Here is a 14,343-nt window from a genome sequence, read left to right as displayed (position 1 = left end):
AAGGATATGAAAAAGTGGATGATTACCATCGCCATGCTGATTCTCGCAGGAATCGCACTATTTGTCTTCATTTCTCCTCTCAAAAGCCATAAAACCGTAAGTCAGCAGGATCTCAGAAACCCCGATTTCCTGGATGACAAAGAAGTCCTGCTGTATTTCTCATCCTCTGCGGATCAAGATGCATTTGGCGGCGGGAAAAGCTACGCCCTGTTTATCAGCCAGGACGGGACGCTGTCTTCCTTTAAGATGAAGGGCCTTGAGCTGGGCTCAGCAAAGGTTCACGGTGACAGCGTGATGCTGGAGGACAAAAACACGATTTATACGATCAAAAACGGCCTGCGCTCCCATAAAAGAGCCTATCAGCACACAGGCGACAGCGCAGGCTTTCTGCAAAACACGGACGGCTTTTACACCTTATACAACTCCGGCTACGACAAAAAGAAAGACGGATACCGCTCAGAGCTGTACCGGCAGATGGACGGTGAGTGGAAAAAAGACGTCATCTCCTACTACATCCGAGCCTCCGGTTTCCATGACGGCGCCATTTACGCACTTGTCCCGACAGCTGACGAAAAAGGCTATGAGCTCCTTCAGATTCAAGCAGATCAAAGGAAGCTCACTTACCACAAGATAACGGAATGGCAGTACCGGGAAGGAGCCTCAGTCGAATCCCAGCTTGCCGTGGACGATCAAGCTGTGTATGTCATGGTTCGCGGCCAAAAAGCCCGCAATCTCTATCAAATGGTCAAGATCAACAAAAAAAGCGGCAAAGTAGAGCTGCACGACATCGCCGAATACAAAAACGACGAACAAACGATATACAGCTCCATGCCCTTCAGCTTTAAAAACAGCTTTTTCCCTTTTGACGGGAACCTGTATTTCATTGACGGCTTCGGAAGGGTACACAAAATCGATGCCAAGACAGGAAAAACAAACATCGCCTTCACCCTTTCCCAGGACAAAATGAAAGCCGATTTCAAAGAAATCACCCAAAAAGGCAGCAGCCTCTATTTCTTCACATACACGTATAACAAGCCTGCCTACATTGAACAGTACAGACTGAAAACCGGAAAGAAAATGAAAGAAAAAGAGATTGGGAAGGTAAAGGATGTCGTGACGCCGAAGAGTCATTTGAAGCTGTATGATGTTGAGGTGATGAAGGGGTTTTAGGGCAAGGAGGTTAGTATGGGAGCCATCGCCGTTTTATTTATCGTTTTTGGTTTTCCGATCATTGCAGGTGTATTTGGTATAGCCGGTCATTTTTTATTTAAAAGATTTTGGGTGGCACCGCTCATCGTTCTTATCACGAGCTTGATATTGTTATTTACGTTAGCTTCGGGCAATAGCTCATTCATGTTTTGGGTTGTTATGTATACGGCGATTTCGTTAGTAACCAGTGTTGCCACATTATTTCTCAGGAAATTTTTTGAGTGATCTCTGTTTATGAAGAGACTGGTATGAAGTCTCTTTTTTTGTTGAACCGAAGTTTGCAGAGATTTTGGGTATGTTTTAGAAACGAATCTAAAGGAGGAATTACATGAAAACCAAACGGGTTATTCTTCTGGCAGTTATGATCTGCCTGGTTTCGGCCATTACTGTGTTCCTGTTAAATGGATGTAAAGTCGACTTCTTAGACATCGGCGGAACCATTATTGGCTGCTTTCTTGGCATATTTGTTGTTGTAAGAATACAGAAAAAACAGTCGTGAAAAAGGGAAAGAGTCATGCCGAACCGAAGTCATGTTCAAGGACGCAGAGTCCAAAAACATGAATGGGAGGAATGGCGTTGACAGGAAACAAAGCGGTTGTGTACAAAGGCAAAGGGACTGTAGCGGTGGAGGATATCGGTTATCCGGAGTTAATCTTAAGGGACGGGCCCGGCGTTCCAAAGGCGAATGTAAACCGGAAATGTGAGCATGGGGTTATTTTGAAGGTCATTACAACCAACATTTGCGGAAGCGACCAGCACATGGTGCGAGGTCGCACAACGGCGCCTGAAGGCTTAGTGCTAGGGCATGAAATCACCGGAGAAGTGATTGAAACGGGGCGGGATGTTGAATTTATCAAAAAAGGCGACATTGTATCCGTTCCTTTCAATATTGCCTGCGGGCGCTGTGTGATGTGCAGAACGCAGAAAACGCATGTGTGCCTGAATGTTAACCCGGATCGGCCGGGATCGGCTTACGGCTACGTCGATATGGGTGGCTGGGTCGGCGGCCAATCTGAATATGTCATGGTGCCGTACGCTGATTTTCAGCTTTTGGTGTTCCCTGATAAAGAACAGGCGCTAGAAAAGATTCTCGATTTGACCATGCTGTCCGACATTTTCCCGACCGGCTTCCATGGAGCTTATACAGCGGGCGTGCAAACAGGTTCAACCGTCTATATCGCGGGAGCGGGTCCTGTGGGTCTGGCAGCTGCACACTCCGCTCAGCTCCTAGGCGCCTCCACCGTGATTGTCGGCGATCTGAACGAAGACAGACTGGCACAGGCGAGAAGCTTCGGCTGTGAGACGGTCAACGTGCAAAAACACGACCGCCTTGGCGAGCAAATTGAACAAATACTAGGTGAACCGACCGTGGATGCCGCAGTGGACTGTGTCGGATTTGAAGCATCTGGGCACGGCAATCAAGGAGAAGCGCCTGCCGCCGTGCTGAACTCGATCATGGACGTCACCCAGGTTGGCGGAAGCCTTGGCATTCCAGGCTTATACGTGACCGAAGATCCCGGCGCAAAGGATGCGGACGCCAAAACAGGCTCACTAAAAATCCGCTTCGGACTCGGCTGGGCCAAAGCCCACACCTTCGTCACCGGACAAACACCCGCCATGACATACAACCGCAATTTGATGAAAGCGATCCTGAGCGGCAGAGCGCAAATCGCAAAGGCCGTCAACGCCACTGTCATTTCTTTGGACGACGCGCCAAAAGGCTACAGCGACTTCGACAAAGGCGCAGCCAAAAAATTCGTCATCGACCCGCATGGAACGCTGAAATAAGAGAAAAAGCCGGACGTTCTCGGAACGCCGGCTTTTATTGCTGGTCATCTGTTTCTTCAAAGCGATCTCCTGATTCGTCTTGTACGATTAAATCCCCTTCGATTTTGTCCAGTCCAATCAGAATATAAGGGTTTTTCTCATTTGCCTTGGGAGCGGGTTTTCGCGTCACAGTTACAACCGTTTCTTTAGATGAGAATTTGACGTCTGACACCTCAAGCTGTTTGTCGTTCTCGCTGCTTCCGAGAGACACCACGACCATTTTTTTGCCTTCTGAAATGGTGAAGACTTGATATCCTTTTACGTCATCATGCATTTGAAGATAATTAGCATATAATTCTAGCTCTGAACCGCCTTCACTGATACGATCCTTCTCTAACACCCAATAAGACGGCTGACACCCAGCAAGCAACAGCATGATCACAAAAAGCCAAACCCATTTGAAGCGCAAACGCAGACCTCCCCAAACATTGTTTACATCCAACCTAACATACGAGCGAGATAGAGTCATCAACAGCTTGTTTGTCGAATTGTGGATAAAACTCAGCCCGAAGCACTACTAACATGTGAATAAATAGGTTATATTGGGAAGAGAATATTTGCAAAAACGCAAGAAACCATCGGAGGATTTGAACATGAAACAAACGTATTATTCCTGTGAAGAACACATCGAAACCGTGCTGGATATGTACATAGACGACCACGAGCTGCCGCCCGAAATCAGAAAAATCGAACATACTAACAGTTTATCCACAGGCTGTGAATTATGTGGAGACCCCGCAGTATATATAGTGGGGAACGAATGATCTTACACAAAATACAGAAAAGATATCCACAATTGTGGACAACATATATGAATAACTTGTTTCTAAAGTGGGGATGACTTGTGAATATCAATATTGTGACAATCGGAAAACTAAAAGAAAAATACCTCAAGCAAGGTATTGAAGAATACACCAAACGACTTTCGGCCTACGCAAAAATCGACATCATCGAACTCCCGGACGAAAAAGCGCCGGAAAACCTAAGCGACCAGGACATGAAAATCATAAAAGACAAAGAAGGCGACCGCATTCTATCAAAAATCAGCCCCGACGCCCACGTCATCGCCCTCGCCATCGAAGGAAAAATGAAAACATCCGAAGAACTAGCCGATACAATAGATAAGCTGGCTACTTATGGAAAAAGCAAAGTCACCTTCGTCATCGGCGGATCACTCGGATTGAGTGACGCAGTGATGAAGCGAGCGGATGACAAGCTGTCGTTCTCGAAAATGACGTTCCCTCATCAGTTGATGCGTCTTATTTTAGTGGAGCAGATTTATCGGGCTTTTCGGATTAATCGTGGGGAGCCTTATCATAAGTGAATGATTTTTTTTGTAATAATTTTATGTAAAAGTCCTTCACAAGGATATGAAAAATTCTAGAAATATAGTTATATGTAATATTATTTAAAGGGAGGTTATATTTTTGAAGTGTACAGTTACCGAGTTAGAAATAGAGACTATTTATAGACGAATAATTGATAAAGATTTAAATTTAAGCCCAGAATTTCAGAGAGGTGAAGTTTGGACTGTAACTAAAAAGAAAAAATTGATTGACTCTATATTAAGAGGATGGAGAATTCCACCAATTCATTTAATTGAAAATAGGGATTTTATTGATGAAGTTCTAGATGGGCAACAAAGATTGGTAGCTATAAGAGATTTTATGGAAAATCAATTTAGTATTGATGGTACATTAAAGCCAGTCGATAAAAATATATTTGGTTTAGATAAGTTATATTTTCAAGATCTAGAACTTAATATTCAAAGGAAGTTTAAAAAATATAGCTTAACCATTATAAGATTGACCGAGTATTTACCGGAAGAACCAGCTGAATTATTTTATAGACTAAACCAACCTGCAACTTTGACTTCGGCTGAGCAAAGGAATTCATATATAGGTAATACTCGAAACCAAATTAAGGAGCTTGTTAATCATTTTGAAGAACTTGGAGCAAATAGAGAAACCATTGGATTCTCAAATTCAAGAATGGCTTATGATGATGTAATTTCTAAATTTTGTTTTACAATTGAAGAGGGAAACTTAAAGAAAAAGATTACGTCTAATAATATTTCCGAAAAGTATAGAAATAATGAACCTTTTGATCAAAAAACTATTGATGAAGTTAAAAAAACGCTAGTATTTTTTATAGAGAGTTCGAAATTAGGTCAAGACAAATTTATTTTCAATAAACTAAATATTAATAAGGCGACATTATTTAGTTGGTTTATTTTCACATATAAAAATAAAGATTACATAGATAAGGATTTAATGGCAGAATTAATTTATACATTTGAGTTTTCAAGAGAATATGTTAAAGGTAAAGTATCTGGGATATTATTAGGTTTTGATAAGATTATCCCTTTGTTCCGAGACTATAATTATTTAAATCAAATGTTTTTAATATTTAATCAAAGAGCTAGTATGGGTAGTACTGATGCACTTTCAATTATTTATAGAGATATTATTTTAGAAATATACTTATTAGTATATTCATCAAATGATGACTTCAATCCAGATTTAGCAAAATACTTATCAAATGAGATAGAGAGCATGAGTCGTACACTTGAAATAATCTCAAATGATTTAAATTGGGGAGGGACTATTAAAAAATGATACGTTCAGCTAAAGTCCCTGATATATGGAGAAAAGTTGAGAAAAATAGCTACAAATACTATATAGATAATTTGAACTTAAATGGGATATTGGGCATTAGTGAACCGATAAACTTCAAAAAGGGAATATTTGCAATTTGTGGTTTGAATGGTGTAGGGAAGTCTACAGTATTTACTGCTATTAAAGATATTTTGGGTATAAATGTTAGAGAGCAGGATAAAATCAAAATTCAAGGTATTGAAATTCAAGGCAATTTAAAAGAAGGTAATAAAGATATTTTTATAAAAAATGAAGATGGATATAGATTAGTAGATGTTATTTCTGATGAAGTAATACTTGAAGAAATTGATTATATGAAACTTATTGAAATAAATGAATTTATCGGTCAACCAAATTTTAATGAGCTAATTGAGCAGCATGACGATAATATTTTTGATGAAAACGACTTGAGACATTTAAATTATTTGGTGGGTAAAATATATGATTCTATCGTGTTAAGAGAGATTGAGGTAGAAGATGATGTTACTGTGCCTTATTTTCAAGTTTCTTGTAATGGTTTAGAATATGACAGTTTGAAAATGGGCACAGGAGAACATTTTTTATTTTACATATATTGGTTATTTAAAAGGGTATCCAAGAGCGGAATAATATTAATTGAGGAACCGGAAGTATTTATTAGTGTTACTTCACAAATAAATTTAATGAATTTTATTGCTGATAAGATGAATGAACATAGGTTTTCTGTAATATTGGTTACACATTCACCATTTATTTTACAAAATATTAGCCCGGAAAGAATGGTTATTTTACAGAATTACTTAGATTCTATAGAGGTAGTTAATCCAGGATATAAAGAAGATATATTACAAGATTTGGGTTTAACAATAAATAGAAAAGGTATTTTCATTTTTGAAGATTCTTTAGCTTTGGAATTCTTTAAGAGTATATGTAAGAGACATGCACAATACATTTTAAAATACTTCGGATTAGAAAAAACAAGTGGATATTCCGAAATAACAAAAATAATAAGTATTCCTAGATTAAAGCAGATGGATTACAAAATAATAGGAATTTATGACGGTGATGTTAAAAACAGTGGGAAGGTGCAATTTGATACTCTAAATTGGGGATATGCTTTTTTGCCAGGAGAGATTAGTATAGAAGAGGAATTTCAAAAATTAACTCGTAGTTACTTTAAAGAGCTTAGTTTAAAATTGAGCCTTGATGAGCATGAATTAAGAATACTATTAGCAAAAGTTCAAGGGATGGAGTATCATGATTGGTTAATTGAACTTGCAAATAAAACACATAAAGATTTCAGCGCAGTAGTTGATATATTTTATGATTTATGGGAAAAAGAGAACTTAAGTCAAATTGAGGAGTTTATATCAAATGTATATGAGGCAATTAAAAAATAAACCTCATTTAGATTTGTTACGGTAAATCGTACTATAAATAGAGGGGAAAATATAAATTAGGTGGCAATTTATTGTCTGGAACGGGTAATGACTGTGAATAATAAGCGTTATCCGTTTCACGTTATTGCTTATGTATAAGTTAATGGTCTTGGATATGTTGACTTCTGCAAAATTAAATCCGAATTCTAAAAATCTGAAGTATGCATTAGCTCCAACTCCGTAACGCAAAGAGTAAAAAAACTCGAACTATATATAATAGACCCTATTAAAGAAATGTACTCTGCCCTTCAAAATACAGCATCTATACCTGCTGCTTCTTTTTTTGTTCGTTCAAAATAACTTCCTCAATATTTATCTTAGTATTAACATATTTATGAACTAGCAGATAACTAGACTTCTTAGCAATTTTCTGTGCTATATGAGAAATCGAAAAAAAGAGCCCAGAGAATAATCCCTGAGCCCACACCCCTCACTTCATATACCGATACTCCCGCAAACTCTCCAAAATCGCAACTTCCTGCAGCAGTTCCTCACCCACATTCGTTTCCTTCACTTTCTTCCGCTCAAGCTCTTTGTCCACTAATCGCTTCACCGTCAAGACGTCGGTTCCGGTGCTTAGGACTTCTGCCTTGGAGTTGAAGTGTTTATGGGCGACGAGCTGCATGCCGTAGGAGTTGTATAGCAACGTGTAGCCGGCGATGCCTGTTGTGGATTGGTAAGCTTTGGAGAAGCCGCCGTCGATGACGATCATTTTTCCGTTTGCTTTGATTGGGTCTTCTCCTTCGATCTCTTTTACGGGTGTATGGCCGTTGATGATATGGCCGTGATCTGGATTGAGGCCGAATTCTGCCAGGATGTTTCGGCAGGTTGCCTCGTCTTCGCGTAAATAATAATACGGATTTTTCTTTTCTTTATGTGTTTCCTTTTCTTTAATGAAATATCGCTCAAATGTCGTCATGGCGCGTTTTCCGAAGAGGGAGGAGTATTCGCCTGTCCATAAATACCAAGCCATATCTGTCGCCAGGTCATCGGTTTCTTCCGGATGGGCAAAGGCTTCTCGCAAGAACCGTTCAAATACATCGAGCAGCTCACGGCCCGCATACGGTTTATCCTCAATCATCATCGTTTCCATATTGCCGTTTTCATCAACTGGAATACAGCCATGGATTAACAGGTTGCCGTTATATTTTAAATAAAGACTGCCTTTTTTCATCATAAAATTCATATGGCGGCCCAGCTTTTCGGAATGCTGGACAGAGAATAGCAGCTTGTCTATGACTTCTGCTTCTTCTTCTAATAGCTGGTCTGGCTGTTCCGGATTAATTGTCGCAAAGCAGGTGTTTTCCAGTTGATATGTTTTTCCGTTTAGCGTGATTTCGTTTTTGTCATAATCTATTTTCTCTAATAACAGCCGTTCCTCCATATTAAAGTTCGGCTGTCTCTTGATAATCGGGCTCTCAAGCTTGAATTGGATCATGGCAATCGCTTGATGGATTTTTGTGATTTGCTTGATCTCATCCTCTGGCCTGTTTTCATCTGCTTTTGGACGGAACGCTGGATTATCGTCATAGTATTTTTCGGCCAGGTTCAGCAGCGGTCTTAGATTGATGCCGTACACGTCCTCAATAATATCCAGGTTGTCATAGCGGGCGCAGATACGGATAATATTGGCCAGGCACACTTTGGAACCGGAATAGGCGCCGATCCAAAGGACATCGTGATTTCCCCACTGAATATCGACAGAATGATAGTTGATGAGTTCTTCCATAATCCTATCCGGCTGCGGTCCGCGGTCGTAAATATCGCCGACCACATGCAGATGGTCGACCACCAATCGCTGAACGCTGTAAGCAAGGCCGGTGATCAGCTTATCGGCTTGGCCAAGTTCAATGATCTGATCAATGATTTCGGAGTAATATTGCTCCTTGTTGCCAGCTTGTTCTGTTTTGTATAGCAGCTCCTCCGTAATATAAGCAAACTGGGCAGGTAGTGCTTTGCGCAGTTTGGAGCGGGTATACTTGGAGGAGCAATAAGAAACGAGCTTAATCATTCGGTTAATCGTTTCTTTATACCACTCGTTTAACGCTGCTTTGGCATCAAAGTCATGTTTGATTAACTTCAGTTTGTCTTCCGGATAATAGACCAATGCCGCTAATTCATCAATTTCTCTATCGTAAATGACACCGCTGAAAATGTCGCGTATCTTCTCTTTTACTCGTCCTGAACCATTACGCAGCACGTGCTGGAATGCCTGATACTCTCCGTGCAGATCACTGACAAAATGCTCGGTGCCTTTTGGCAGGTTCAGTATTGCTTTTAAATTAATGATTTCCGTTACCACTTTTTCTTCACAATCGTATTTTTGTGCGAGTAGATCTAGGTACTTGCTTTCCAAAACCGTCCATCCCCTTTTTAGAATAAACCCCTATTTATGAGCATGTGCATGATAAGGTGAATTTAAAAGTATGACATTATTTTTAAACATTGGACCTTTATATGATAGTACCGCATAACTGCTTTTATAGACAATTGAAACGAGTGAATAAAGTGAAACACAAAAAAACCAGATGTCAAATCTGGTTTCCTGTTCAAAGCAAACTACTGTTGTTTTTCTTTCACCATCTTTACAAAGAGGAAAAAGATAATGAATACGATAAAGTAGTTCATTGGATTCTTAACGATGCTCATCTCTAGTGAAATCTGTAAGAGTATCCAGAGCGCAAAGATGGCTAGAATTGCAGGGATAATGATTTTGTACATGTCGACCACCTTCCGTAGTGAAGCAGCCCTATAATAAAAAACTATTAGCCTGTACGACAAACTGCGACTGCTCATAATTATACGAAATCTTCGAGTAATCAAACGGCTGCCCATTTGTCAGGTGAAAAATACTTTCTATATACAGCTTCGGCAGTCCAGCCTCTAATCCCAAATATTCCGCTTCCTCCTCATTAAGCTGGTCCACGTGCAGAAACAAATCAGAAAAACCAATCTTCAACCCCAGTCCTTCCCGGATGTAATGGAAGATGGAGTGGGAAACGATTTCGTTGTTTAAATACGTCACGATCGATTTGTTGTAGTAAGACTCTTCGTAGCAAAGGGTCTGGCCGTTGATGTAGCGGACCCTTTTGACATAGTAGATGTCCTCGTCCATTCCGATGTTCAGGTTTTCCGCCGCTTCCGGTGTTGGCTTTCTCACGTCCAGTTCGATGACTTTTGAGGTGACGTTGAAATCCTCGAGATCTTTTTTAAATCCCTGATTCGACAGAAGGCTGATATAGCCTTTTCGTTTATGTTTTCTGACGAAAATGCCGCTTCCTCTGACCTGAAAGATCGCGCCTTTTTGCTCTAATAGCTCGAGGGACTTTGTGATGGTGCTTTTGCTGACTTCAAACTGGGCCATGAGGGTTTCTAGGATTGGCAGTTTGTCTCCCTGCTGAAGCTGGTGTTCTTCTATATATGTTTCAATTTCCGCTGCGATTTGCTGGTATTTTAACATACGCATTCCTCATTTATTCGTTTAGTTTCACTTGTCAAAATTATAGCATAAACCGCTTACAATTATAGTTAGTGCGTAAATATTTTGTTTCGAAATTGATAAATTATACCGGTACAATTATAATGAAAGCGTAACCAAAACAAAGGGGTGGGTGAAAATGTCGGGGAAAGTGAGAGATTATACGAGACTAGCAAAAGACATTTTAGAGGCCGTAGGCGGGGAAGAGAATGTGATTGGGGCTTCTCGCTGCGCTACCAGACTTCGATTGGTGCTGAAGCGGTCTAACCCTAAAGCGTATCGTGAAATCGATGCCACCATCCCGGCGTTATTACGGTTGTCATGGTGGCGCCTACAAAGCATGCGATTGGCCTGCGTTCAGCGTCCGGCGTCGAATTGCTTGCGCACATCGGGCTGGATACGGTGAGATTAGACGGCACGCCTTTTGCCTTGGAGGTGAAAGAAGGCGATACCGTCAAAAAAGGCGAAGTGCTTGCTGAGTTTGATAAGGCTTTCATTGAAGAGAAAGGGTTAACAACGATTACCCCTGTCATCATCACGAATTCACATGCGTACCAGGAAATTCTGATTGAAGAGATTGAAGAAAGTGCATTACATCAAAAAATATTTACAGTCGTAAGCTGAGGAGGAATTAAACATGGGAAACATGCCGAAGGATTTTTTATGGGGCGGTGCTTTAGCTGCCCACCAATTTGAAGGCGGATGGAATCAAGGCGGTAAAGGGCCGAGTGTCGTCGATGTGATGACAGCGGGTGCGCACGGCGTACCGAGAAAAATCACTGACACGATTGAAGAAAACGAATTTTATCCAAACCATGAAGCCATTGATTTTTATCACAGATACAAGGAAGATATCGCTTTGTTTGCGGAAATGGGATTAAAATGTCTGCGGACGTCCATCGGCTGGAGCCGGATTTTTCCGAAAGGCGATGAGACTGAACCGAACGAAGCGGGTTTGCAGTTTTATGATGATGTGTTTGATGAATTGCTGAAGCATGGGATCGAGCCAGTCATTACGCTGTCTCACTTTGAAATGCCGCTGCACCTGGCAAGAGAATATGGCGGCTTCAGAAACCGGAAAGTCGTGGACTTCTTCGTCAACTTTGCAGAGGCCTGCTTTACCCGTTACAAAGAGAAAGTGAAGTACTGGATGACATTTAACGAGATCAACAACCAAATGGATGTGAATAATCCGTTGTTCCTATGGACGAATTCAGGTGTTGTGGTCGAAGAAAATGAAAACGCCAAGGAGGTCATGTATCAAACGGCGCACCATGAATTAGTGGCGAGCGCATTAGCAGTGGCAAAAGGAAAAGACATCAATCCAGAGTTCAAAATCGGGGCTATGGTATCACACGTGCCGATTTATCCTTTCTCCTCCAATCCTGAAGATGTGATGCTGGCTGAAGAAGAAATGAGGCAGCGCTATTTCTTCCCTGATGTACAGGTTCGCGGTTATTATCCAAGCTACGCGTTGAAGGAATTTGAACGCGAAGGCTACAACATCACATTCGAAGAAGGCGATGATGAGATTTTAAGAAACGGAACCGTTGATTACTTAGGCTTCAGCTATTACATGTCAACAACTGTGAAAAGTGATGTGAAAAATGATAACACTGGCGATATTGTAAATGGCGGCTTGCCGAATGGTGTCGAAAATCCGTACATCACTTCGAGTGACTGGGGATGGGCGATTGATCCAACCGGGCTGAGATATACATTAAATCGTTTTTATGACCGATACCAAATCCCGTTATTCATCGTTGAAAATGGCTTTGGCGCAGTGGATACGCTGGAGGAGGACGGAAAGGTTCATGATCCGGAACGCATTCAATATTTAAAATCGCATATTGAAGCATTGGAAAAAGCGGTCACGTACGACGGTGTTGATTTAATTGGCTACACGCCGTGGGGCATTATTGATATTGTCTCCTTTACAACTGGCGAAATGAAAAAACGCTACGGCATGATCTATGTTGATCGTGACAATGAAGGAAACGGATCCATGAAACGATATAAGAAAGACTCCTTTGAGTGGTACAAAAATGTCATTCAAACGAATGGCGAGGAACTATAAGAAGCTGGCCCGAATCGAGCACATTTACCGTAGTGCCTGGTTCGGGTTTTTGGCATGACCAGACCCGATATCCAGTAATGGGAATAGATTACTAGCGCTGATTGTTATGTTATGATTTCACCTGTAAGATCCTTTTTTGTATAATTTAATATTAGAACGGAAGAAAGGGAGAGCGTTTGTGAGTAAAAAGGGATGAAAGCGGGTGTCCGGCTGAAGATTTTAAGATCATGATAGAGTTCCCTAAGCAAATCTCCTGACAAAAATTTGGCGAGGAAGGGGCAACATCACATTGAAAAACATTTTAATAAGAGCTGGCATATCACCATTTGATACATTTAATGCAGCTGAAATGATTGTTCGTAACTCCATTGGCGGCAATGTAGGAAACCTAGTATATGCCTACAGTGTGTTTCGCACGCTGATGACAGAAGGAACGACGATTACTCCTGATTATTATCGGATTAATCCAGCGGATGCTGAACAAATTAATAAAAATTATGATATGTATATTATTCCGCTGGCAGATGCATTCCGCGAGGATTTCGTGCCTTCTTTACGGAAATATACCCAATTAATTAAGAAACTAACCATTCCGGTTGTTGTGATTGGTGTTGGTTTGCGGGCTCCGTTTGAGCCAAAATTAAATGAAGGTTTTCCTTTTGATGAGGATGTAAAGGCGTTTGTAAGTGCTGTGCTGGAGAGATCAAATATGATCGGTGTCCGCGGTGAAATTACAGCGAAATACCTTTCCAGATTAGGCTTCCGTGAAGGCATTGACCATACGGTGATTGGGTGTCCTTCTATGTATGCGTTTGGCAGAGAACTGAAGATAAGAGAAACCAATATCACACCAGAATCAATGGTGACGGTTAACTCATCAAGGCTGTCTCCAAAGCATGTGCTGGACTTCATTACGAGAAGCATGAAAGAGTTCCCGAATCATTACTTTATCCCGCAATGGCGAAAAGAAATGATTCTGACATATGCGGGTGCGCCTGCGCTAGCGAAGCCTGCTGATAATTATCCGGTCAGCATGGAAGACCCGGCTTATCAGAATGATAGAGTTCGATTCTTTTTAAATGTACCGACTTGGCTGGATTTCCTGAAAAAAGCCGATTTGAGCTTTGGCGCAAGGCTGCATGGAAATATCGCAGCGACGATTGCCGGTACACCGAGCCTGTTGCTTCCGAAAGATGCCAGAATGCGTGAATTAGCTGAGTACCATCAATTAACGCATGTCATGGCAAATGAGATAACCGATCGGACAAAACTGTCAGAATTAATTGAAACACTTGATTTTCATCAGCCTGAGAAACGGCAAGCGCAAAACTTTGACCATTTCATCAGCTTCTTGAATCAAAATGAATTAGACCATATTTATAAAGAGAAAGCGATTCCTGATACCGTTCCTTTTGACGAAAAACTATCTAACACGAAGCTTCTTCCGCCTGTGACTACAGTTAGCGGCTGCAGTTCCACAGAAACAGCGAAACGCTGGGAAGCGCTGATGGCATTAGAAAATGCCAAAAAGGAAAAAACCATTAAAGATCTGAAAAAAAAGGTCAAAAAGTATCAGGGCACGTTAAATAGAAAATCAGTGCGTATCGCTTTAAAAACAGCAAATATGCTGAGTGTGAAGTGACCATTCACTAACATTACAACTATATTACAGTTGTA

General features: G+C 41.1%; 15 protein-coding genes and 1 pseudogene. 12 read left to right on the top strand and 4 right to left on the bottom strand.

Annotated elements, in window-relative coordinates; genetic code table 11:
- The first annotated feature begins 6 nt into the window (after positions 1-6).
- The 4 genes from MHH79_RS20755 to fdhA all read left to right on the top strand — a co-directional run bounded on the left by MHH79_RS20755 (position 7) and on the right by fdhA (position 2,997).
- Positions 7-1,170, top strand: coding sequence for a hypothetical protein (locus MHH79_RS20755; protein ID WP_340034885.1), 1,164 nt, complete (start codon positions 7-9; stop codon positions 1,168-1,170).
- Between the two features lie 15 nt (positions 1,171-1,185).
- Positions 1,186-1,434, top strand: a complete 249-nt coding sequence (locus tag MHH79_RS20750) for a DUF2651 family protein (protein WP_114523573.1) — start codon at positions 1,186-1,188, stop codon at positions 1,432-1,434.
- Positions 1,435-1,537: 103 nt separating this feature from the next.
- Entirely contained in the window at positions 1,538-1,708 is a 171-nt protein-coding gene (locus MHH79_RS20745) for a hypothetical protein (protein ID WP_043940249.1), read from the top strand.
- 62 nt (positions 1,709-1,770) lie between these two features.
- Entirely contained in the window at positions 1,771-2,997 is a 1,227-nt protein-coding gene (gene fdhA, locus MHH79_RS20740) for a formaldehyde dehydrogenase, glutathione-independent (protein ID WP_080467369.1), read from the top strand.
- Positions 2,998-3,031: 34 nt separating this feature from the next.
- Here fdhA and MHH79_RS20735 read toward each other — a convergent pair whose 3' ends face one another.
- Positions 3,032-3,445 (bottom strand): hypothetical protein, encoded by a 414-nt coding sequence (locus tag MHH79_RS20735; RefSeq protein ID WP_340034884.1) that lies wholly within the window; start codon positions 3,443-3,445, stop codon positions 3,032-3,034.
- A 184-nt stretch (positions 3,446-3,629) separates the two neighbouring features.
- On the opposite strand from MHH79_RS20735, the gene MHH79_RS20730 reads away from it, so the two are divergent.
- From MHH79_RS20730 to MHH79_RS20715, 4 genes are all read left to right on the top strand, one after another.
- A complete protein-coding gene (locus MHH79_RS20730) occupies positions 3,630-3,800 on the top strand; it encodes a CxxH/CxxC protein (RefSeq protein ID WP_080344249.1) in 171 nt (56 codons plus the stop codon).
- Positions 3,801-3,880: 80 nt separating this feature from the next.
- On the top strand, positions 3,881-4,360 hold the full coding sequence (gene rlmH / locus MHH79_RS20725; RefSeq protein ID WP_003326142.1) for a 23S rRNA (pseudouridine(1915)-N(3))-methyltransferase RlmH: 480 nt from the start codon (positions 3,881-3,883) through the stop codon (positions 4,358-4,360).
- Between the two features lie 103 nt (positions 4,361-4,463).
- Positions 4,464-5,654, top strand: a complete 1,191-nt coding sequence (locus MHH79_RS20720) for a DUF262 domain-containing protein (RefSeq protein WP_340034883.1) — start codon at positions 4,464-4,466, stop codon at positions 5,652-5,654.
- Positions 5,651-7,072, top strand: a complete 1,422-nt coding sequence (locus tag MHH79_RS20715; RefSeq protein ID WP_340034882.1) for an AAA family ATPase — start codon at positions 5,651-5,653, stop codon at positions 7,070-7,072. The genes MHH79_RS20720 and MHH79_RS20715 overlap by 4 nt, the downstream gene beginning before the upstream one ends.
- A 469-nt stretch (positions 7,073-7,541) precedes the next feature.
- Here the strand turns inward: MHH79_RS20715 and fbp are convergent, their stop codons facing one another.
- The 3 genes from fbp to MHH79_RS20700 form a co-directional block, all read right to left on the bottom strand.
- The gene (gene fbp, locus MHH79_RS20710) at positions 7,542-9,467 is read right to left on the bottom strand and encodes a fructose-1,6-bisphosphatase (protein ID WP_063335888.1); all 1,926 of its coding nucleotides are present in this window, start codon (positions 9,465-9,467) and stop codon (positions 7,542-7,544) included.
- Positions 9,468-9,670: 203 nt separating this feature from the next.
- Positions 9,671-9,832 (bottom strand): hypothetical protein, encoded by a 162-nt coding sequence (locus tag MHH79_RS20705; RefSeq protein WP_041850297.1) that lies wholly within the window; start codon positions 9,830-9,832, stop codon positions 9,671-9,673.
- 28 nt (positions 9,833-9,860) lie between these two features.
- Positions 9,861-10,571, bottom strand: a complete 711-nt coding sequence (locus tag MHH79_RS20700; protein WP_340034881.1) for a GntR family transcriptional regulator — start codon at positions 10,569-10,571, stop codon at positions 9,861-9,863.
- A 157-nt stretch (positions 10,572-10,728) separates the two neighbouring features.
- Here MHH79_RS20700 and MHH79_RS20695 point away from each other — a divergent pair, with 157 nt between their 5' ends.
- The 4 genes and pseudogenes from MHH79_RS20695 (at position 10,729) to MHH79_RS20680 (ending at position 14,308) form a co-directional block, all read left to right on the top strand.
- The gene (locus MHH79_RS20695) at positions 10,729-10,995 is read left to right on the top strand and encodes a PTS transporter subunit EIIB (protein WP_100506025.1); all 267 of its coding nucleotides are present in this window, start codon (positions 10,729-10,731) and stop codon (positions 10,993-10,995) included.
- Positions 10,902-11,213 (top strand): annotated as a pseudogene (locus tag MHH79_RS20690) (PTS glucose transporter subunit IIA); the annotation flags it as partial. The gene MHH79_RS20695 and the pseudogene MHH79_RS20690, both read left to right, overlap by 94 nt.
- Before the next feature lie 13 nt (positions 11,214-11,226).
- Positions 11,227-12,666: a 6-phospho-beta-glucosidase BglA gene (gene bglA, locus MHH79_RS20685; protein ID WP_047183474.1), complete on the top strand. Its 1,440-nt coding sequence runs from the start codon at positions 11,227-11,229 to the stop codon at positions 12,664-12,666.
- Positions 12,667-12,955: 289 nt separating this feature from the next.
- Positions 12,956-14,308 (top strand): polysaccharide pyruvyl transferase family protein, encoded by a 1,353-nt coding sequence (locus MHH79_RS20680; protein WP_047183473.1) that lies wholly within the window; start codon positions 12,956-12,958, stop codon positions 14,306-14,308.
- Positions 14,309-14,343: the final 35 nt, after the last annotated feature.

It is taken from the genome of Bacillus sp. FSL K6-0993, from assembly GCF_037977205.1.
Lineage (GTDB): Bacteria > Bacillota > Bacilli > Bacillales > Bacillaceae > Bacillus > Bacillus subtilis.
Note: the sequence above shows the minus strand (reverse complement) of the source record. Positions and strands in the feature narration are given on the sequence as shown.